This window comes from Serratia sp. J2, from assembly GCF_046269175.1.
Lineage (GTDB): Bacteria > Pseudomonadota > Gammaproteobacteria > Enterobacterales > Enterobacteriaceae > Chania > Chania fonticola_C.
This window is the reverse complement of sequence record NZ_JBKABN010000008.1, coordinates 146,932-168,109: the sequence shown is the minus strand read 5'-3', so window position 1 is coordinate 168,109 and position 21,178 is coordinate 146,932. Positions and strand designations below refer to the sequence as shown.

General features: G+C 56.3%; 19 protein-coding genes. 5 read left to right on the top strand and 14 right to left on the bottom strand.

The window, feature by feature from the left end; translation table 11 throughout:
- Positions 1-5: 5 nt before the first annotated feature.
- Positions 6-1,289: a cytosine deaminase gene (locus ACKWMY_RS11035; protein ID WP_409486293.1), complete on the bottom strand. Its 1,284-nt coding sequence runs from the start codon at positions 1,287-1,289 to the stop codon at positions 6-8.
- A 288-nt stretch (positions 1,290-1,577) separates the two neighbouring features.
- Here ACKWMY_RS11035 and nirB point away from each other — a divergent pair, with 288 nt between their 5' ends.
- From nirB to cysG, 4 genes are all read left to right on the top strand, one after another.
- Positions 1,578-4,127, top strand: a complete 2,550-nt coding sequence (nirB, locus tag ACKWMY_RS11030; protein WP_409486292.1) for a nitrite reductase large subunit NirB — start codon at positions 1,578-1,580, stop codon at positions 4,125-4,127.
- The gene (nirD, locus tag ACKWMY_RS11025) at positions 4,124-4,453 is read left to right on the top strand and encodes a nitrite reductase small subunit NirD (RefSeq protein ID WP_024482730.1); all 330 of its coding nucleotides are present in this window, start codon (positions 4,124-4,126) and stop codon (positions 4,451-4,453) included. The genes nirB and nirD overlap by 4 nt, the downstream gene beginning before the upstream one ends.
- Before the next feature lie 250 nt (positions 4,454-4,703).
- Positions 4,704-5,504 (top strand): nitrite transporter NirC, encoded by an 801-nt coding sequence (nirC, locus tag ACKWMY_RS11020; protein WP_024527563.1) that lies wholly within the window; start codon positions 4,704-4,706, stop codon positions 5,502-5,504.
- A 53-nt stretch (positions 5,505-5,557) separates the two neighbouring features.
- The gene (gene cysG, locus ACKWMY_RS11015; RefSeq protein WP_409486291.1) at positions 5,558-6,961 is read left to right on the top strand and encodes a siroheme synthase CysG; all 1,404 of its coding nucleotides are present in this window, start codon (positions 5,558-5,560) and stop codon (positions 6,959-6,961) included.
- Between the two features lie 127 nt (positions 6,962-7,088).
- Here the strand turns inward: cysG and trpS are convergent, their stop codons facing one another.
- The 12 genes from trpS to pilM all read right to left on the bottom strand — a co-directional run bounded on the left by trpS (position 7,089) and on the right by pilM (position 17,417).
- Positions 7,089-8,093: a tryptophan--tRNA ligase gene (gene trpS / locus ACKWMY_RS11010; protein WP_021181695.1), complete on the bottom strand. Its 1,005-nt coding sequence runs from the start codon at positions 8,091-8,093 to the stop codon at positions 7,089-7,091.
- A 2-nt stretch (positions 8,094-8,095) separates the two neighbouring features.
- Positions 8,096-8,794: a phosphoglycolate phosphatase gene (locus ACKWMY_RS11005; RefSeq protein WP_024527565.1), complete on the bottom strand. Its 699-nt coding sequence runs from the start codon at positions 8,792-8,794 to the stop codon at positions 8,096-8,098.
- Positions 8,787-9,464, bottom strand: a complete 678-nt coding sequence (gene rpe, locus ACKWMY_RS11000) for a ribulose-phosphate 3-epimerase (protein WP_024482734.1) — start codon at positions 9,462-9,464, stop codon at positions 8,787-8,789. Before rpe ends, ACKWMY_RS11005 begins: the two co-directional genes overlap by 8 nt.
- A 26-nt stretch (positions 9,465-9,490) precedes the next feature.
- Positions 9,491-10,312 carry an adenine-specific DNA-methyltransferase gene (gene dam, locus ACKWMY_RS10995; protein ID WP_024527566.1) on the bottom strand — a complete coding sequence of 274 codons (822 nt, stop codon included), beginning with the start codon at positions 10,310-10,312 and terminating at the stop codon, positions 9,491-9,493.
- A gap of 84 nt (positions 10,313-10,396) precedes the next feature.
- Complete coding sequence (locus ACKWMY_RS10990; RefSeq protein WP_024527567.1) at positions 10,397-11,392, bottom strand: SPOR domain-containing protein; 996 nt, start codon at positions 11,390-11,392, stop codon at positions 10,397-10,399.
- 281 nt (positions 11,393-11,673) lie between these two features.
- Positions 11,674-12,771, bottom strand: a complete 1,098-nt coding sequence (gene aroB, locus ACKWMY_RS10985) for a 3-dehydroquinate synthase (RefSeq protein WP_024527568.1) — start codon at positions 12,769-12,771, stop codon at positions 11,674-11,676.
- Positions 12,772-12,865: 94 nt separating this feature from the next.
- A complete protein-coding gene (aroK, locus tag ACKWMY_RS10980) occupies positions 12,866-13,387 on the bottom strand; it encodes a shikimate kinase AroK (RefSeq protein ID WP_005271698.1) in 522 nt (173 codons plus the stop codon).
- A gap of 552 nt (positions 13,388-13,939) precedes the next feature.
- Positions 13,940-15,187 carry a DNA uptake porin HofQ gene (hofQ, locus tag ACKWMY_RS10975; RefSeq protein WP_409486290.1) on the bottom strand — a complete coding sequence of 416 codons (1,248 nt, stop codon included), beginning with the start codon at positions 15,185-15,187 and terminating at the stop codon, positions 13,940-13,942.
- Positions 15,188-15,196: 9 nt separating this feature from the next.
- Positions 15,197-15,544: a DNA utilization family protein gene (locus ACKWMY_RS10970; protein WP_024527570.1), complete on the bottom strand. Its 348-nt coding sequence runs from the start codon at positions 15,542-15,544 to the stop codon at positions 15,197-15,199.
- Positions 15,537-16,046 (bottom strand): hypothetical protein, encoded by a 510-nt coding sequence (locus ACKWMY_RS10965; RefSeq protein ID WP_308872120.1) that lies wholly within the window; start codon positions 16,044-16,046, stop codon positions 15,537-15,539. The genes ACKWMY_RS10970 and ACKWMY_RS10965 overlap by 8 nt, the downstream gene beginning before the upstream one ends.
- Complete coding sequence (locus ACKWMY_RS10960) at positions 16,039-16,575, bottom strand: PilN domain-containing protein (protein WP_211135828.1); 537 nt, start codon at positions 16,573-16,575, stop codon at positions 16,039-16,041. Before ACKWMY_RS10960 ends, ACKWMY_RS10965 begins: the two co-directional genes overlap by 8 nt.
- Positions 16,575-17,417 (bottom strand): type IV pilus biogenesis protein PilM, encoded by an 843-nt coding sequence (pilM, locus tag ACKWMY_RS10955; protein WP_409486289.1) that lies wholly within the window; start codon positions 17,415-17,417, stop codon positions 16,575-16,577. Before pilM ends, ACKWMY_RS10960 begins: the two co-directional genes overlap by 1 nt.
- 121 nt (positions 17,418-17,538) lie before the next feature.
- Between pilM and mrcA the strand changes: the two genes are divergently transcribed.
- A complete protein-coding gene (mrcA, locus tag ACKWMY_RS10950) occupies positions 17,539-20,097 on the top strand; it encodes a peptidoglycan glycosyltransferase/peptidoglycan DD-transpeptidase MrcA (protein WP_024527574.1) in 2,559 nt (852 codons plus the stop codon).
- 105 nt (positions 20,098-20,202) lie between these two features.
- Here mrcA and nudE read toward each other — a convergent pair whose 3' ends face one another.
- Positions 20,203-20,757 carry an ADP compounds hydrolase NudE gene (nudE, locus tag ACKWMY_RS10945; protein ID WP_021807462.1) on the bottom strand — a complete coding sequence of 185 codons (555 nt, stop codon included), beginning with the start codon at positions 20,755-20,757 and terminating at the stop codon, positions 20,203-20,205.
- Positions 20,758-21,178: the final 421 nt, after the last annotated feature.

Below are 21,178 nucleotides of genomic sequence, written 5' to 3'. Positions count from 1 at the left end.
TATGTCTAACGCCTGAAGTCGACCTGCTCTTCCTGCTCCAGATACAGCGTGGTTTGCGCAGGCTGGGTGGCCGCGATGACCGCACCAGCACGGATCGAATAGCGTACCGGCGTCTGGCGGCGTACTGCGTCAAAACCGCTGTCTGCGGGTAAGATCACCAAATCGGCACTATTGCCTGCACGCAAACCGTAATCCGTCAGATTCAGGGTTCGTGCGCTGTGGGTGGTGATCAGATCCAATCCGTCATCGATCTGGCCATAGCCCATCAGTTGGCAGACGTGGAGCCCCATATGCAGCACCTGCAACATATTGGCGGTGCCCAGCGGATACCAGGGGTCAAACACGTCGTCATGACCAAAGCAGACGTTGATGCCCGCCTCCAACATCTCCTTCACCCGGGTGATGCCACGCCGTTTAGGATAGGTATCGAAACGTCCTTGCAGGTGAATGTTCACCAACGGGTTGGCCACGAAGTTGATACCGGACATTTTCAGCAGCCGGAACAGCCTTGAGGTATAGGCACCATTGTAGGAATGCATCGCGGTGGTGTGGCTGGCGGTGACCTTGCCGCCCATCTCCAGCTTCAATGCCAGCGCGGCCACGGTCTCCACAAAGCGGGACTGCTCGTCGTCAATCTCGTCGCAGTGCACGTCCACCAGCCGATCATATTTCTGTGCCAAGGCAAAAGCCTTGTGCAGCGACTCTACGCCGTATTCGCGGGTGAATTCAAAATGCGGGATAGCCCCAACCACATCCGCTCCGAGCCGTAATGCCTCCTCCAGCAAGGCTTCCCCATTGGGATATGACATGATCCCTTCCTGAGGAAAGGCAACGATCTGCAGAGTGATCCAAGGAGAGACCTCCTGCTTGACCTCCAGTATGGCGCGCAGCGCGGTCAGTGTAGGATCGGATACATCAACATGAGTGCGCACATGCTGCACGCCGTTGGCGATTTGCCATTTCAGCGTCTGCCAGGCGCGCTGCTTCACGTCTTCATGGGTGAGCAGTGCTTTGCGCTCTGCCCAGCGTTCAATGCCTTCAAACAGCGTGCCGGACTGGTTCCATGCGGGCTGCCCGGCGGTTTGCGTAGTATCCAGGTGGATATGCGGCTCGATAAACGGCGGCAGCGCCAGCCCGCCTTCGGCATCCAACACGTCGCTGCGCCACTCCAGCCCCTCAGGCTGTGGAATGATATGCGCGATCCGCCCCTGCTCAATGGCCAACTGCCATAGCCCCTCATGCCCACTCAGGCGCAGGTTATCGATAAACTTGACCGGATTGTTCGCCATTTTTTTACCTCTGCTCGGCTCACCATTTCTTTCATCATACTGGGCAATGACGAGCTGACAAAATCGCCGCTTGGCACCTCCTCCCTTTAGCTACTCCCCAAGGAGTACTTTCCCCATTAACTGGCTCGATTCAGCTAAAGTTGAGTAAAAACCACAACTTATCAAATATCGATAAAAATCATAGATATACCACCTTAGAGGTATATAAAGGCTAACTTGACCTGCATCAATAAATTGCCTTCTGGGAGGAATAAGGTACATCCAGGAAATCAGAATTTTGAGGCAATAATGAGCAGAGTCCAACTCGCGGTCATCGGCAACGGCATGGTCGGCCACCGCTTTATCGAAGATCTGCTGGAAAAGGCAGACAAAGACCAGTTCGACATCACCATCTTTTGTGAAGAGCCGCGCATCGCCTACGACCGCGTGCATCTCTCCTCCTATTTCTCCCACCACACTGCCGAAGAACTTTCGCTGGTCCGCGAAGGCTTCTACGAAAAACAGGGCGTCAAAGTGCTGGTGGGCGAGCGCGCGATCACCATTAACCGCGCAGAGAAAGTGATCCACTCCAATACCGGCCGCACGGTGTATTACGACAAGCTGATCATGGCGACCGGCTCCTATCCGTGGATCCCGCCGATCAAAGGTTCAGAGACGCAGGACTGCTTCGTTTACCGCACAATTGAAGATCTTAACGCTATCGAATCCTGCGCCCGCCGCAGTAAACGTGGCGCAGTGGTGGGCGGTGGTCTGCTCGGCCTGGAAGCGGCTGGCGCACTGAAAAGCCTGGGCGTGGAAACCCATGTGATCGAGTTCGCGCCGATGTTGATGGCAGAACAGCTCGATCCGATGGGCGGCGACCAGCTGCGCCGCAAGATCGAGCGCATGGGTGTCAAAGTCCACACCGGCAAGAACACCACCGAAATCATCAACGGCGGCAAAAGCGCACGCAAAACCATGCACTTTGCCGACAGCAGCGAGCTGGAGGTCGACTTTATCGTCTTCTCCACCGGCATCCGTCCGCAGGACAAACTGGCTCACCAGTGCGGGCTGGCTACCGCCCCACGCGGTGGCATTGCGATTAACGATAACTGCCAGACCTCCGATCCGGACGTTTACGCCATTGGTGAATGCGCCTCCTGGCAGCAGCGCACCTTCGGCTTGGTAGCGCCGGGCTACAAGATGGCTCAGGTCGCCGCCGACCATCTGCTGAGCCGTGAAAACAGCTTCCAGGGTGCCGATATGAGCGCCAAGCTGAAGCTGCTGGGGGTCGATGTTGGGGGTATTGGTGATGCGCACGCACGTACCGAAGGCGCCCGCAGCTACGTCTATCTGGATGAAAGCAAAGAGGTATATAAGCGCCTGGTCGTCAGCGCGGACAACAAAACGTTGCTTGGTGCGGTGCTGGTCGGCGATACCAGCGACTACGGTAACCTGCTGCAGCTGGCACTCAACAACATCGAACTGCCGGAAAATCCGGACAGCCTGATCCTGCCAGCCCATGCCGGCAGCAAGCCTGCCATCGGCGTAGATTCGCTGCCAGAAACCGCACAGATCTGTTCCTGCTTTGACGTCAGCAAGGGCGATATCATCAAAGCGGTGAATATGGGCTGCCATACCGTGGCGGCGATCAAGTCCGAGACCAAGGCCGGTACTGGCTGCGGCGGCTGTATTCCACTGATCACCCAGGTGCTGAATGCCGAACTGAGCAAACAGGGCATCGAGGTTAACCATCACCTGTGCGAACACTTTGCCTATTCCCGCCAGGAGCTATATCACCTGATCCGGGTTGAAGGCATCAAGACCTTCGACGAGCTGTTGGCGAAATATGGTAAGGGTTACGGCTGCGAAGTCTGTAAACCGACCGTTGGTTCGCTGCTGGCCTCCTGCTGGAACGAGTATGTGCTCAAGCCGCAGCACACGCCGCTGCAAGACACCAACGACAACTTCCTGGGCAACATCCAGAAAGACGGCACCTACTCGGTGATCCCACGCTCTGCCGGTGGTGAAATCACGCCGGAAGGTCTGATCGCCGTCGGCCAGATTGCCAAAGAATACAACCTGTACACCAAGATGACCGGCTCGATGCGTATCGGCATGTTCGGTGCGCAGAAAGACGATCTGCCCGCCATCTGGAGCAAGCTGATCGCCGCCGGCTTCGAAACCGGCCACGCCTACGCCAAGGCGCTGCGGATGGCGAAGACCTGCGTCGGCAGTACCTGGTGCCGCTATGGCGTGGGTGACAGCGTTGGCTTTGGCGTACAGCTTGAACACCGCTACAAAGGCATCCGTACTCCGCACAAGATGAAGTTTGGCGTTTCCGGCTGTACCCGCGAGTGTGCCGAGGCGCAGGGGAAAGACGTTGGCATTATTGCCACCGAGAACGGCTGGAACCTGTATGTCTGCGGCAACGGCGGGATGAAACCGCGCCATGCCGACCTGCTGGCAGCCGATCTCGACAACGAAACGCTGATGCGTTACCTCGACCGTTTCATGATGTTCTACATCCGCACCGGCGATAAGTTGCAGCGTACCTCGGTCTGGCTGGAAAGCCTGGAAGGCGGCATCGATTATCTGCGCAAGGTGATTATCGACGACAAGCTGGGCATCAACGCACAGCTGGAAACCGAAATTGCCCGCCTGCGTGAAGCGGTGATCTGCGAATGGAAAGCAACTGTCGAAAATCCTGCATCGCAGGTGCGTTTCGCTCACTTTATTAACAACAGCCAGCGCGATCCTAACGTTCAGGTCGTGGCCGAGCGCGAGCAACATCGCCCAGCACGCCCGGATGAACGCATTCCCGTCACCTTGCTGGAAACCGAGGAGAACAACGCATGAGCCAGTGGATCACCGTTTGCCCCATCGCCGATATTCTGCCCGCGACCGGCGTCTGTGCGCTGATCGGCACCCAGCAGGTGGCGATATTCCGCCCCTATGCCGACGAGCGGCTGTTTGCCATCAGCAATATCGACCCGTTTGCCCAGGCCAGCGTGCTTTCTCGCGGCCTGATTGCCGAGCATCAGGGTGAATTGTGGGTCGCCAGCCCGCTGAAAAAACAGCATTTCCGCCTGCATGACGGTTTCTGTCTGGAAGATGAGAGCCGCTCCGTGGCCAGCTTCGCCAGCCGGGTAGTCGACGGCCTGGTTCAGGTGGCGGCTAAGTAATCCTTCGCCCCTCACCGCAACCCTCTCCCAAAGGGAGAGGGTGCTGCACAGGGCAAGCGGTTAGCCCATGCAGCTACGGAAAGTAGGGAGTAAGAACAACAAAGGCAAGGTAAAACGCTAAGCAATCAACTAGCTCGATCGGTCCCCTCTTCCTGTGGGAGAGAGTTAGGGTGAGAGCGTCTCTTTTTGCCTAACTGACCGGCATTACCCTTACAAACACACTTTTTATTATTTATTTCCAGGGAAATCTATGTTCACCGACACCATCAATAAATGCGCTGCCAACGCGGCACGCATCGTCAAACTGGCCAAAGAGAGTCCGCTTGGCTTTTGGATCAGTTCCGCTATGGCCGGGGCCTATGTCGGCCTTGGTATTATCCTGATCTTTACCCTCGGCAACCTGGTGGATCCGTCCATCCGTCCGTTGGTCATGGGTGCCACCTTCGGTATTGCACTGACGCTGGTGATCATCGCCGGTTCAGAGCTGTTCACTGGCCACACCATGTTTCTGATGCTGGGCGTCAAGGCCGGTACCATCAAGCACCGCCAGATGTGGGCCGTACTGCCACAAACCTGGCTAGGAAATCTGCTCGGTTCGGTGCTGGTCGCGCTGATGTATTACTACGGCGGTGGTAGCCTGCTGCCGATTGATACCAGCCTGGTGCATACCGTAGCGCTGGCCAAAACCACCGCCCCTGCAGAAGTGCTGTTCTTCAAAGGCGTACTGTGTAACTGGCTGGTTTGCCTGGCGATCTGGATGGCGTTGCGTGTTGAAGGCGCGGCCAAGTTCATCGCCATCTGGTGGTGTTTGCTGGCGTTTATCGCTTCCGGTTACGAACACTCGGTGGCTAACATGACGCTGTTTGCCTTGTCCTGGTTCGGCCACCACAGCGAAGCCTATACCCTTAGCGGTATCGGTCATAACCTGCTGTGGGTGACTCTGGGCAACATGTTCTCTGGTGCCGTGTTTATGGGCCTCGGTTACTGGTATGCCACGCCACGTGCCCAGCGTCCACAGGCTGAGATTTCAGCTGCTCGCCAAACCGCATAATGCTTTTGGGGGTGAACGATCGCCCCCGTTTACCACTTCCCCGAGGATTGCCGATGGATTACTTACCCATTTTCTGCCAACTGCAACACAAAGCCTGCCTGCTGGTCGGCGGCGGGGAAGTCGCTGAACGTAAGGCTCGCCTGCTGCTGGAGGCCGGTGCGCAGTTAACCGTCAACTCGCTTGAGTTCAGTGAACAATTCCATATCTGGGCCGAACAGGGCCAGGTGACGCTGGTAGAAGGTGAGTTTTCTGCCGACTTGCTGGCAGAGAAATGGTTAGTGATTGCCGCAACCGATCGGGTGGAAGTCAACGCCCTGGTCTATCAGTGCGCCAACCAACGGCAGGTATTCTGCAACGTGGTGGACGACCCCAAACGCGCCAGCTTTATCATGCCTTCGATTATCGATCGTTCGCCGATTATGGTGGCCGTTTCTTCCGGGGGCAAAGCCCCGGTGCTGGCACGTCTGCTACGGGAAAAACTGGAAGCCATTCTGCCGCAGCACCTGGGCCAACTGGCTCAGTTGGCGGGTTCATTGCGCCAGCGGGTGAAGCAGGAGTTTGGCAGCATTGGCGCTCGTCGCCGATTCTGGGAAAGGTTGTTCGTACACGACAGGCTGGCGCAGTCCCTGGCCAACGGCGATACCCCGCAGGCCAACCAGCAGGTTGAAAAGCTGTTCGCCGATCGTCCTGAAGAACAGGGCGAAGTGGTGCTGGTAGGTGCAGGTCCCGGTGATGCTGGCCTGCTGACGCTGAAAGGTCTGCAACAAATCCAACAGGCTGACGTGGTCGTTTATGACCGCCTGGTCTCTGAAGAAATTATGGCCCTGGTGCGCCGCGATGCCGAGCGTATCTTTGTGGGCAAGCGTGCCGGATACCATTGCGTACCCCAGGAACACATCAATCAGATCCTGGTGGAACAGGCCAGGCGAGGCCTGCGTGTCGTCAGGCTGAAAGGGGGCGATCCCTTTATCTTTGGCCGTGGTGGCGAAGAACTGGAAACGCTGGCCGAAGCGGATATTCCCTTCTCGGTAGTACCAGGGATCACTGCGGCTTCGGGGTGTTCGGCCTACAGCGGCATTCCCCTCACCCACCGCGATCACGCACAAAGCGTGCGTTTGGTGACGGGCCATGCCAAAGCCGACGGCGGATTGGACTGGGCACAGCTTGCCGCCAAGCAGCAAACGCTGGTGTTCTATATGGGGTTAACTCAGGCGGCAGAAATCCAGCAGCAGCTGATCGCTCACGGTATGGCTTCCTCGATGTCCGTGGCGCTGGTCGAAAACGGCACCTCAACTCGCCAACGAGTGATCGAAGGCCAGTTGGCACAACTGGGTGAGCTAGCAAAACAAGCTGAGAGCCCAAGCCTGATTATCGTTGGCAGCGTCGTCAGCCTGCGCAGCAAGCTGAACTGGTTTGCCAGCCAGGAAACACCGGCAGACCTGAGCAAAATAGCATAAAAAAAGCGACCCTTTGGCCGCTTCAGATTGGGAGCAATGTTGCTAAGTTTGTAGTTTCGCACCTAGGCTAGGGCGCCGCATGCTGCGCCCTAGCCTGGCGAACGGATTGAGACTGTGTCTGCATCCATTAAGGGTGCGGTACAAAACCTACGGCTTCATACACCTTCGCCAAGGTTTCCTGCGCACGAGCTCGGGCTTTCGCCGCGCCATCACGCATCACCTGCTGTAACAGAGCCTCATCGTTGCGGAAACGGTGATAGCGCTCTTGCAGCTCGACCAACATACCAGACACGGCCTCTGCTACAGCGCCCTTCAGGTGACCATACATCTGGCCCTCAAACTCGGCCTCCAACTGGGCAATGCTCTTGCCGGTCACACCGGAAAGGATATCCAGCAGGTTGGACACCCCCGCTTTATTGGCAACGTCGTAACGAATGACTGGCGGATCTTGGGAATCGGTCATCGCACGTTTGATCTTCTTGGTCACCGCCTTCGGATCTTCCAGCAGGCCGATCACGTTGTTACGGTTATCGTCCGACTTGGACATCTTCTTGGTCGGCTCTTGCAGCGACATCACGCGCGCGCCAGATTTCGGAATAAACGGCTCCGGCACCTTGAACACGTCGCCATACAGCGCGTTGAAGCGCTGGCCAACGTCACGGCTCAGTTCCAGATGCTGCTTCTGGTCTTCACCGACCGGCACCTGATTGGTCTGGTACAGCAGAATGTCTGCCGCCATCAGTACCGGATAGCTGAACAGACCGGCGTTGATGTTTTCCGCATAGCGCGACGACTTGTCTTTGAACTGGGTCATGCGGCTCAGTTCACCGAAATAGGTGTAGCAGTTCAGCACCCAGCTCAGTTGCGTATGTTCCGGCACATGAGACTGCACGAAGATGGTACTTTTCTCTGGATCGATACCACAGGCCAGGTACAGCGCCAGCGTATCCAGGGTGGCTTTACGCAGCTGTTGTGCATCCTGACGCACGGTAATGGCATGCAGATCGACGATGCAGTAGATGCAATCAAACTCGTCCTGCAGCTGCACCCACTGGCGCAGCGCCCCCATGTAGTTGCCGATAGTCAGTTCACCGGACGGCTGCGCGCCGCTGAAAACGATGGGCTTACTCATAGTTAAATTTCCCGATCTTCTAAAGATGACAGCCCAAGTGCGGGCAACAAATCGGCGAAGCGCTCCAACACGCGGTCGGGGTGGCTCAGGGCGATCGCTTCACCGTAGTTATATCCGTAAGTCAGACCGACGCTCGGGCAACCTGCCGCCTGCGCCGCCTGAATATCATTGCGCGAATCCCCGACGAACAGCACTTCACCGGCCCGCAGGCCAAGCTTGCCGAACACCAGATATAGCGGGGCAGGATGTGGCTTTTTCTCCACCACGTCGTCACCGCCGATGATCAGCGAGAAAAAGTCGATAATGCCGAGCGACGTCAGCAAAGGGGCCACAAAGGGTGTCGGTTTGTTGGTGACCAGCGCCAGCGGGTAGCCAAGCTTGGCCAACTGAGCCAGCGTATCTATTACCTGTGGGAACAGGCGGCTGCCGCTTTCTACGGTTTGCCCATAGAAATGGTCGAAACGTTGACGCATTTGTAGGCACAGTTCCGGCGTGGCTTCCACCTCTGCCCAGCGCAGCGCACGCTGGACCAACACATCGGCACCGTTACCAATCCAGGTGCCAACACGGGCCTCACCGGCCTGCGGCAGACCCATTTCCGCCAACGCCATATCAATGGCCGCCGCCAATCCCGGCGCACTGTCTACCAGCGTACCGTCGAGATCGAAGGCCAGACCACGGATGGCGCTAAAATCAGCCATGACTCACCTTTGCCAGCTCACTGCGCATCTGATCGATCACCGCACGGTAATCCGGTTTGCCAAAGATGGCGGAGCCTGCCACGAACATGTCCGCCCCCGCTGCTGCAATCTCTGCAATGTTGTCGACCTTCACGCCGCCGTCCACTTCCAGGCGAATATCGCGGCCGCTTTCGTCGATCAGTTTGCGAACCTGACGCAGCTTGTCTAACGTGCCATGGATAAAGGATTGACCGCCAAAACCGGGGTTGACCGACATCAGCAGGATCACGTCGATCTTGTCCATCACGTAATCGAGATAGCTCAACGGCGTCGCTGGGTTAAACACCAGACCCGCCTTGCAGCCGTTCTCTTTGATCAGTTGGATGGTACGGTCGACGTGTTCGGAAGCTTCGGGATGGAAAGAGATGTAGGTTGCCCCAGCCTTGGCAAAGTCCGGCACGATGCGATCGACCGGTTTTACCATCAGATGGACGTCAATCGGTGCGGTAATGCCGTAATTGCGCAAGGCTTCGCACACCATTGGCCCGATCGTCAGATTAGGCACGTAGTGGTTATCCATCACGTCAAAATGCACCACGTCAGCGCCGGCGGCCAACACTTTGGCAGTATCTTCACCCAGGCGGGCAAAATCTGCAGACAGAATGGACGGGGCAATCAAAAACTTTTTCATCCGCTTCTCCAAACGTAGGGGTCGAGTTATTCAGCTTTTTTATACAGCGCCAGAAGTTCGTTCACTTTACTGCGGCCTAAAATATTGCGGCTGATGGTGCGGCGAGCCTTCACCACATGCAGCGAAGCATGCTGATACCAGTCACGCGTCAGCTCGGTGTCATGGTTGGAAATCAACACCGGCACCTGGCTTTCAACCGACAGTTGATGCGCAATGCGCGCCAGCCCTTGCTGATCGGCCAGGCTAAAGCTGTTGGTGTGATAAGCGGTAAAATTCGCCGTTGCCGACAGAGGAGCATATGGCGGATCGCAATAGACCACCGCACCTTGGGTCGCCTTCACCATGGTATCGTGATAGTGCTCGCAGACAAAAGTGGCATTGCGTGATTTTTCAGCAAACCAATACAGCTCTTCTTCCGGGAAGTAGGGTTTCTTGTAACGCCCGAACGGCACATTGAACTCACCACGCAGGTTATAGCGGCACAGGCCGTTATAGCAGTGGCGGTTCAGATACAGGAACAGTAGTGCGCGCCGATACTCATCGGCGGTGGTGTTGAACTCTTCGCGCAGCAGGTAGAACTGCTCAGAGTTATTGAATTCGTCGGTGAAAAGCAAGCGGGCATCGCGCACGAAATCATTCGTGCGCAGCTTAACGATGTTATACAGGCTGATAAGGTCGCTGTTGATATCGGCGAGAATATAAGCCTCATACTCTGTGTTCAGGAAGACTGAACCCGCGCCCACGAAGGGCTCGATTAAGCAGTTACCCTCTGGTAAATGACGACGGATCTCGTCTATCAGCGGGTATTTTCCACCAGCCCATTTTAAAAAAGCGCGGTTTTTCTTCATGCCGTCAGTTAGCTACTTATTACAATTCAGAGCGGCGGATATGTACTCTGCTTCAGACAGCACATCAGCGCACAAAATTAATGATTATTTTTTCAGGTCTTGCTGTACTTGCTGTACAGGACGGACCCATGGTTTTTTCGCCTGAACTTCCGCCGGCAGCGTGGCGATGGCACGCTTGGCCTCCGCCGAAGAAGCGTAGTTGCCGCTCACTAACACATACCAGGGTTTACCATCACGCTTGGTCTCGTACACCATAAAGTGTGGCAAATTCTGTTGCTTGGCAAAGGCATTCAACGTATCGGAGCGTGAGGCACTGCTCAACTGCAGCGTGTAATGGCTACCCGGTGCGGTTTTCAGTGAGCTTCCGCTGCCGCTCACCACACCACTCTTGCCTTTGGCCGGTGGGGTGTAAACCGTGGTGGTGGTCGCAGAAGGTTTGACCGATGCTGTCGGCTTGGTTGCTGCTGGTTTGGTGGCAGGCGTTTTATGCGGCTGCGTCGCAGCGGTTGCATTGCCATTCGCCGCCGGGCGCGCGGCAGCACCGTTCATCACGGTCGCCGGAGCGGTTGGTAAAGTGGAAACCGGGGCATTGATACTTTGCGCGGCAGCGGCATCAACCTGACCTTGTTGTGAAGATAAGGCATCGGCCATGTTGCCTGGCAGATCGACACGCTCACCAGCACCGCCCTGTGGCGCTACAGCTTGTGCTTCGGTCGGCGTGCTGGAGATAGGTGGGACGCTAACAGTCTGAGGCTGAGAGGTGCTGACACCGTTGTTATCGTTGGTATCCGTAGTGCCGCCCGCAACGCCATTGTTGCTGGTGGTCAGCGACGATGAGCCCGACAGATTGATGTCACGGGTTGCCCCTTGCTGTTGCGCTGCCTCGTGTTTAGTAGGTGCCTTCAGCGCCGAACCGATACCGATGATCAGCAACAACAGCACCAAAATGCCTATCCCAATCATCATATGCTGGCGTGAAACGGCAAAACGAGGCCCAGTTGCGGCTGGCCGACGTGAACGCGAAGGACGGCGATCGCTGGTATCAGGCCTGAGATCGTCTTCTGGTTTAAATTCATCCATCTGAAACCCTCCAACTAGAGGCAAAATCTCGCCACCCAGGTGGTTCGAGACTATTAACCCGATGATGGCAAAGCGACATCTGTCTCGCCCTGCGCACAATTTTTATAGAGTCTAACAGCAGCCAAGCTACTGTTATAGCCCGCAAGCTCAAGCGCTGTCGACCTGCGTCAAATTACGCCATCCATGGAATTGCCCGGTGGGCAAGGTACAGCCCGGATAGCAGCAGAGAAACGGCTGCATATCGACCTGGCGAAACGTTAACGCTATTGAGTGTAACCGACTTACGCGCGCTGTGTTGGTAAACAGTCGGCGATGGATGCCAGCACCAGCTCATGGGCGACACCGCCACGAACTTCTGCTTCACCAATGCCCTTCGGCAATACCAAACGCAACGCCCCCGCCAACACTTTTTTATCACGCAGCATGTGTGGCAGATAGGCCTCAGGCGTCATTTCCTGCGGCCCGCAAACCGGCAACCCGGCACGCAGCAGCAGCGCCTTGATCCGTTCGATATCGTCAGCCGAGAACTGACCCAGGCGGCGTGCTGTTTCAGCAGCCATCACCATGCCTGCCGCCACCGCCTCACCGTGCAACCAGACACCGTAGCCCATTTCGGCTTCGATGGCATGGCCGTAGGTATGGCCCAGATTGAGCAACGCCCGCAGACCGTTCTCACGTTCATCGGCGGCCACCACTTCGGCCTTCAATTCGCAACAGCGGCGGATGCAGTACGCTAACGCGTCCATATCCAGCGCAACCAGCGCATCAATATTATTTTCCAGCCAGACAAAAAAATCACCATCGAGAATAATCCCGTACTTGATCACTTCCGCCAGACCAGAGGAGAGTTCACGCGCCGGTAAAGTACGCAGGCAGTCCAGATCTACCACCACCGAAGCCGGTTGGTAGAAGGCGCCGATCATATTTTTACCGAGCGGATGATTGACGGCGGTTTTGCCGCCAACGGAGGAGTCCACCTGCGAGAGCAGCGTGGTAGGAACCTGGATAAAACGCACACCGCGTTGATAGCACGCTGCGGCAAAGCCGGTCAGATCGCCAATCACGCCGCCGCCGAGGGCAATTAGCGTGGTATCGCGACCGTGGGGCTTTTCCAGCAGCGCCGAGAACACCTGCTCGAGTACGGCCAGAGATTTATACTGTTCGCCATCAGGTAGAATCACCTGATCCACCACTACGCCGCCCTGTTCCAGCACCGACCGGATACGCTCCAGATACAAGGGTGCCAAAGTCTGGTTGGTGACCAGCATGACCTGTTCACCCGCCTTTAGCGGCATAAAAGAAGCCGGATCGTCAAACAATCCGGCGGCTATGGTAATCGGGTAGCTACGCTCCCCAAGCGTTACGGTAATTCTCTCCATGTCGCGCTCAGTTCTCGGTGTGGTTTATCCCCGCCAACGCGGGGAACACAATCAGAATTTCCGCATTTGCCCGCGGCCAACACGGAACCCGCTATCAGTTACTTTCCAGCATGTTGATAATCTGGTTGGCAACCACTTTAGCGCTTTGATCGTCGGTGCGGATAGTGACATCTGCAATTTCTTCGTACAACGGATTGCGCTCTCTAGCCAGCGCTTCCAGCACCTCACGCGGAGGAGAGTCTACCTGCAGCAGCGGACGCTTCTTGTCGCGCTGAGTACGGGCCAACTGCTTCTCGATAGTGGTTTCCAAATAGACCACGACACCACGCGCCGACAGGCGGTTACGCGTTTCACGCGACTTAACCGAGCCCCCGCCGGTAGCCAGCACAATCCCTTGCTTTTCCGTCAGTTCATTAATGACTTTTTCTTCACGATCGCGGAAACCTTCTTCCCCTTCCACGTCGAATACCCAGCCCACGTCAGCTCCGGTACGTCGCTCAATTTCTTGATCGGAGTCGAAAAACTCCATATTGAGTTGCTGAGCTAACTGACGGCCAATAGTGCTTTTGCCGGCACCCATAGGCCCAACCAGAAAGATATTGCGTTTCTCTGCCATGTTTTTCGGTATTACTAAGACAATTCGTTAATGATAACCCGCCCCGCCAATCAAATTAGCGGCGGGACCTAAACTGAAACCTCATGAGCGATAGTGCGAGATCAGACGAAAAATTATCTCAACACTCTTGGTAGTTTGGCAACCGAATAAATCACTATCCACGCCGCAGGAGGGAAACCATACGTTTTTAACGGCGTCTTATACCCTATGGATCCCAGGTTTCAGCCTGGAAGACGACGGGTACAGCATTAACAAAAAAACCTCGGTGCTCAATTCGGTAACCCTTGTAAGCTAAATCGGCCGCAGCGTCAAACTCAGATGCCTCTAAGGCACGAAAAAAAGTGCATTTGCTTGCCAACTTTTAAGCGTTTTCAACGGCTAGGATTTTGGACTAAGACCTCATGAACCGAGCATTGCAGCGAGATCTCCGCTTGGAGTTTATCTGAAAAAGTAACGGGATGTCGCGATTTGGCAGATTAACGCTAACTTTCGTCGGTTTCCCTCATTTGGCCTTGGCGTCATCACTGCACCAAACATCACCATCGAGACAATTTAGACTTTAACCAGTGTGGGCGTGATGAAAATCACCAACTCGCGCCTTTTATGCTGTTGATTGCTGTGTTTGAACAGCGATCCCAGCAACGGGATATCGCCCACGCCAGGGACTTTATCGGTCGCCTGGTTACGCTGACGCTGAAAAATGCCCCCTAAGACAATGGTTTCACCATCTTTCACCGTCACCTGGGTTTTAATCTCCTGCTTGTCGATCGCCAGCGCCTCTCCTTCGCCCTGTTTGATCGAACGCCCGGGCATATTCTGGCTGATCTGTAACGCCAGGGTGATGCGGCCATTGGGTAAAATCTTGGGCGTGACCTCCATGCCCAGCACCGCGTCCTTGAACTCGATTGAGGTGGCACCGCTGGAGCCGCTCGACACCTCGTAGGGGATTTCCGTGCCCTGTTTAATACTGGCGGTTTGCAGATGTGCGGTGAGCAGGCGCGGGCTGGCGATAATCTCCACCTGATTTTCCTGCTCCAGCGCCGACAGCTCCAGATCCAGGATGCGCCCGCTGATGCGTGCCAGGTGGAAACCGGCCGTTATGGCGCTGTTTTCTACCGGCAGGCCAACGCTGAAATTGTCTATCCGCAACGTTTTGGCTGGCCTTTCTTCTGCTGCCAACCCCCACCTTACGCCAAGCTCCCGCAAATTCTCGCTGCTGATGGTGACAATATGGGCAGCCAGCTGCACCTGTTCCAGCGGGGTATCCATCTCTGCCACCCAGGTTTTCAACTGGGCCAGCGCCTGAGCGGTGTCACGCAGCAACAACGCGTTGCTGCGTTTATCCACCACGACGCTGCCACGCTCGGTCAATAATTTGCCGCGTTGGCTATCCAGGCTCTGCGCTATCTCACTGGCCTCCGCGTTTTGCAGCGTGATCGTCAGGTTGTGCAGCGGCTCCTGCTGCGCCAACGCCCGCTGCCGACGAAGCAGCTCCTGCTCATCCGGCTGTGGGAAAACCATCATCACATTGCCCTCCAGCGTCATCGTCAGCTTGCCCATGCGTAACACCACTGCCAACGCCTGCTGCCAGGGAACATTGTCCAAACGCAGTGTCAGATTGGTATCGACACCCTCGGCTGCGACCAGGTTCAAGTCTTGATACTCCGCCAGCGCCTGTAAAATCAGGCTGACCGGGGTATCATGGAATGCCAGCGACACCGGCTTTTCCTGCTGCACGCCTGCCATCACCGCCAAAGGGAGAGCCAGCCATCCCACCAAAAGCCACTGATATCCTTTCATCGCTTTTCCTTACGTTTTCTTTCCCAACGTGAGCACCACACTGCCCGTGTGTGGCCGACAGGCTTCCGCCCTATCCTGCGCGACGAGTTCAAGCTGCCGGGGCTGGATCTGCATCACTTGCCAATCCCCATCCAGCACCCGCTGCCGGGGCAATAACCCCAACCACTGCCCCTGCGAGGTGACCACCCAGCCATAGCGCAAATCCGGCGTGCCAATAACCCCTTTCAGCCGCCAGCCCTCCGGGGAAATGGCAGGATCGGCGCAGGCCGCCGTTAGCGGTGGCTGGAACGGATCGCGATACTGCTCAGCCCACAGCGGGGCCGAGAACAACAGCCAAAACCACCACGCCTTATTCATCCACCGCCTCTTCTAAGCTAATCAGAGTCAGTTGAGTGGTTAACCCTTCGGGCTGCCTCTCGACCTTCATTTGCCCAATCCTGCGGGTGGATGGCAGCGCCTCCAACAAGCGCAGCAAGCCCCCGAAATCTAGCTGTAACCATAGCTTTTGCTGAGCTGGTTTCCCCTGCTGCTGGAAACGTAGCAGCCGCCCCCCAAGCTGATAGAGCTGAGTCCCCAAGTCCCCCGGCTCATCAGGCACGATCAACACCTGCTGCCCCAACCGCTGTTCAAGCTCTGCTAGCGGCGGTAGCCGGCTAAGTTGCTGCTGACGCTCTGCAATCTGGTGTTCCAACTGCTGACGCTGCTCATCCAGCCTTTCCCACCGCTGCCATTCCCCCGAGATCGGCCCACTGCCGGCCAACAGCCCAGCCCCGGCTAATACCAGCCATTGAGCCGCCAGCAGTTGCCAACCAGGCCGGGCGAGCCAGGGGAGCAGCCAGTCTGGCAGGGGCTTATCCATCTTGCCCCCAGCGTGCCGTTAGAGTGAACGCCAACCCTCCCTCCTTGCGTTGCGTGACTTCAACCAGACGACAGCCCTGCAACAAAGGTAGCCCGGCCAACCGCCGCTCAAAGGTGACAATCTCCTCATACGCCCCACCTTGCCCCCGCAGCAAGATCCCCTTGGCGTTCTCTTCAAAATCCGTGAGCCACAGGGTTTCAGGCAGCGTTACCGAGAGCTGCTGCAATAACGACAGGTAACGCAGGTTCTGCGCACGATTGTGCTGGTAACGGGCACTTTCTGCGGCCAAACGGGTCAATTCGGCCATCTTTTGCTGCGTCTGCTGAATACGCCCTGTCAGCTCAGTGTGTTGCTGCGTTAAGCCCTGTAATATCGAATGTTGCCTGGCCTGTTGGTAGAACAGCAAAAAGTAGACCGCCGTGAGCATAGCCAGCATCAACAGCAATTGAGCAACGAAGCAGCGTAACCAGAAGGTGTAGCGTTGCCGCTGCCATCTGAGGCGCCAGGGCAACAGATTGACCTGATACATCAGGTATCCTCGCGGCGCAGAGCCAACCCGCCAGCCAGAGCAAACGCCATCGGCTGAGCAGGTAGCGGCGGGTATAAGCGGCTGAAAGCCGTGAACGGTGACCAGGGCATGGTGCCTTCTGGCGCGGCCTCGTCCAGCACGCTGCTGTAATACACCTCTTTAGCCCCCATGGCTGGGCAAGCTGAACGCAGTGCTGCCAACGCCTGCTTGACGCCGACGGCTTCCCCCGCAGGCAAGACGCCATAAGCAAAGGGCATCGCTTGCGGTGCTACCCATAGCCATTCCGACTCCAGGCGATGCAGCAGCCCGGCATCAGGAGCCAAGCCAGCAAATGCGGCCATCATGCTTAGCGCATTCGGTGCGATATCGATCACCTGGGGATGCAGATCCGCCAGTTGCAGGCATTGCAGCCATTGTCGCAGCTCCTGCTGGCGGGCCGCGGTGAGCAGCAACTGATGGGTATTGGGCTGCGCCTGGCGGTAATCCATTACCAACGTCTGGCTGTCTAACGGGAACTGTTTCAGGCCCTGGGTGGTGATGTAGTCATGGCGAACCGGCTCCTGTAAGCGCAGGTCTGGCAGGGGCAACGTCTGCTGTAAAACCCGCTGTGCGGGTAAAGCAATGCGTAAGGAAATATGTCTTGGTAACCGGCTACGCCACTGCTTGAGTACCGTCACCAACATTGCAGAACTCTCTAAATGCCCCGCCCGCAGCGCCGGGTAGGGCAATGCCTGTTGCCACCAATGGCGCAATTGCCAACCGTTACGCCGACGCTGCGCAGCCAGCGCTCTGATGCAGTGATCCTGGATATCCAACCCCACTTGCCACGTTTGAGAAAACATATTTCACCCCACCTCCGTACCCTCAGATAACAAAAGAACATATCCATGTTGCAGGCTTGCCTTTATACTACCGCGCGGTTGTTTATAAACTGCCCAATTGACATGAAATGGGAAATCTCAGGTGAAGTTCGTAAAGTATCTTTTAATCCTTGCAGTGTTTTGCATCGTGCTGGGAGCAGCCTCGATTTTTGGCTTGTACAAATATGTCGAGCCACAGCTGCCCGATGTCGCAACGCTGAAAGACGTGCGGCTACAAATCCCGATGCAGGTTTACAGCGCGGAGGGCGAACTGATCGCCCAATATGGTGAAAAACGCCGTATACCCCTCAAGCTGGACCAAATTCCACCAGTGATGGTGCATGCCTTCATCGCCACGGAGGACAGCCGTTTCTATGATCATCACGGGGTCGATCCCGTTGGTATCTTCCGTGCTGCATCGGTCGCGCTGGTTTCCGGCCACGCTTCGCAGGGGGCCAGTACCATCACCCAGCAGTTGGCCAGAAACTTCTTCCTGAGCCCGGAACGCACCTTGATGCGCAAAATCAAGGAAGCCTTCCTGGCGATCCGCATTGAACAGATGCTGACCAAGGATGAAATTCTTGAGCTGTATCTGAACAAAATCTATCTGGGTTACCGCGCTTATGGCGTGGGTGCTGCCGCGCACGTCTATTTTGGTAAGGATGTCAGCCAACTGACGCTGAGCGAAATGGCTACCATTGCCGGGTTGCCCAAAGCACCTTCCACCTTTAACCCGCTATATTCCCACGATCGCTCCGTAGCGCGTCGTAACGTGGTGCTATCGCGGATGCTGGATGAGCGCTACATCACGCAGGCGCAGTACGATCAGGCCCGCAGTGAACCTTTGGTAGCCAATTACCATGCGCCGGAAATCAGCTTCTCCGCCCCTTATCTTTCAGAGCTGGTGCGTCAGGAGATGATCAAGCGTTACGGTGAAAACGCCTATACCGACGGTTACAAGGTGTACACCACCATCACCAAGCGGCTGCAACAAGGTGCGCAGGAGGCGGTGCGTAACAACATCCTCAACTACGACATGCGCCACGGCTATCGCGGCCCGTCAAACGTGCTGTGGAAAGTGGGTGAACCGGCCTGGGATCAGAAACAGATTGTCGATTCCCTCAAGAACCTGCCGAACTACGGCCCGCTGTCTCCTGCAGTGATCCTGCAGGCGGATGCCGAACAGGCTACCGCCATGCTGGCCGATGGCAGCCGCATTGCGCTCCCGATGTCTGGCATGCGCTGGGCACGTGCGTTCAAGAGCGACACGGTGCAAGGTCCTACGCCGAAGCGCGTCACCGACGTGGTGCAGCCGGGCCAACAGATCTGGGTGCGTAAAGTTAACGACAACTGGTGGCTGTCACAGGTGCCGGACGTGAACTCGGCACTGGTGTCGCTCGATCCTAATACTGGCGCTATCAAGGCGTTGGTCGGCGGCTTCGATTTCAACCAGAGCAAGTTCAACCGTGCGACCCAGGCGCTGCGCCAGGTGGGTTCCAACATCAAGCCGTTCCTGTATACCGCGGCAATGGATAAGGGCCTGACGCTGGCCACCATCCTCAACGATCTGCCGATCACCCGTTGGGATGCCGGTGCCGGTACCGACTGGCGGCCGAAAAACTCGCCACCTACTTACGACGGTCCTATCCGACTACGCCAAGGCCTGGGCCAATCGAAGAACGTGGTGATGGTGCGGGCAATGCGCGCCATGGGCGTGGACTATGCCGCTGAATATCTGCAACGCTTTGGTTTCCCGGCGCAAAACATCGTACATTCGGAATCGCTGGCGCTCGGTTCAGCTTCGTTCACCCCGCTACAGGTGGCACGCGGCTATGCCGTATTGGCCAACGGTGGCTATCTGGTTGACCCGTACTTCATCACCAAGATCGAAGACGATACGGGTAAAGCGATATTCGAGGCCAAACCGAAAGTGGTTTGCGATAGCTGCAACCTGCCGGTGATCTACGGCGATACGCATCGTTCAGCCATGCTTTCCGACGATAACGTCGAGAACGTGGCGGTATCGCAGGAAGGCAACAATGCCAACGTCCCGATGCCACAGCTTGAGCAGGTAACCCCGGCACAGATGCAGCAGGATAACGACCAGCAGTATGCACCACACGTGATCAGCACCCCGCTGTCGTTCCTGATCCGTGATGCGTTGAACACCAATATCTTCGGTGAGCCGGGCTGGATGGGCACCGGCTGGCGCGCAGGCCGCGATCTTAAACGCCATGATATCGGCGGCAAAACCGGTACCACCAACAGTTCGAAAGATGCCTGGTTCTCCGGCTACGGCCCAGAAACAGTGACATCGGTGTGGATCGGTTTCGACGATCACCGCCGCAATCTTGGCCGTGCCTCCGCTTCGGGTGCCATCCCGGATCAGATTTCCGGTGGTGAAGGTGGGGCGAAAAGTGCTCAACCGGCTTGGGATGATTTTATGAAGGTGGCGCTGGAAGGCCTGCCAGAGCAGAAAGTCACGCCACCACCGGGGATTGTCAGCGTAACCATCGACAAGAGCACCGGCAAGCTGTCCAACGGGGGTGGAGGTAGCCGTTCCGAGTACTTTATCGAAGGCACTCAACCCACGGAGTTCTCGGTACATGATGCCGGAACCACCTTGACAGACCCTGGTGGCGAAAGCCACGAGCTGTTCTAAAAACGACAATGGCCAGAGCAATCTGGCCATTTTTTTATCTTGACCGGCGGGCACGGCATGTTCTGAGTCCGATGAGGGTTTGTCAGCGGTGGAATCGATGGGGGGTTAGCGCGAACCGCGCAGGAATGCCTCTGCCAGGAACAATGCGCTGACATTGCGCGCCTCACGAAAGTCCGGTTCCGCCAGCAGTGCCATCATGTTGGCTATCGGCCAACGCACCTGGGGTAACGGCTCTGGCTCATCCCCCTCCAGGCTTTGCGCATAAAGGTCGTGTGCCAGCACGATATTCATCTGGCTGGAAAAATAGGAAGGTGCCATCGTCAGTTTGCTGAGGAAATCAAAGCGCCCGGCCCCAAAGCCGACTTCTTCCATCAGTTCGCGGTTAGCGGCTTCCAACACCCCTTCACCAGGATCGATCAGCCCTTTGGGGAAGCCCAGCTCATAGGATTCGGTGCCCACCGCATATTCACGGATCAGCAGCAAATCATCCCCTATCACCGGCACAATCATCACCGCTTCGCGTTCCGAAGGGCGCATACGCTCATAGACCCGCCGCACACCGTTACTGAACTCCAGATCGACCGACTCAACGTTAAATAAACGCGAGCGCGCGACCGTTTCTACTTTCAGAATTTTAGGTTTTTGCAGCTGTTTATCCATGATGGCCTCAAATAGGTTAACCGCCTAATACACTGAATACTCAGTACTCTCAGGCAGGTAACCAGGATAATAATATGCGCGTTGTGGCAGACAGCAAAAAGGGTCAACCACTGGCTAAATTCGATCTTGATCACATTGTGCGTTAATGGGAACCATTTTCGCAACGAGCTTAGCCTGTAATTTACTTTTTTTTAACAAACCTGACCAGCAGCTATCCTGGTGGATAAAAAAACAGGTAGGCAAATAGGATAATCCTGATATCCGCACACCATGAGGATTGCTATGCTCGTGCAGGTTAAAAAATCGTACGGTAAATGCCTAACGATAGCCATGAATGAGAGCCGGATAACAACTAAACGGTGGGTCATTCTATCTCTGGGCGGTTAACTCCGTATAATGTCTGGCTTTGCGTAAGATTGGC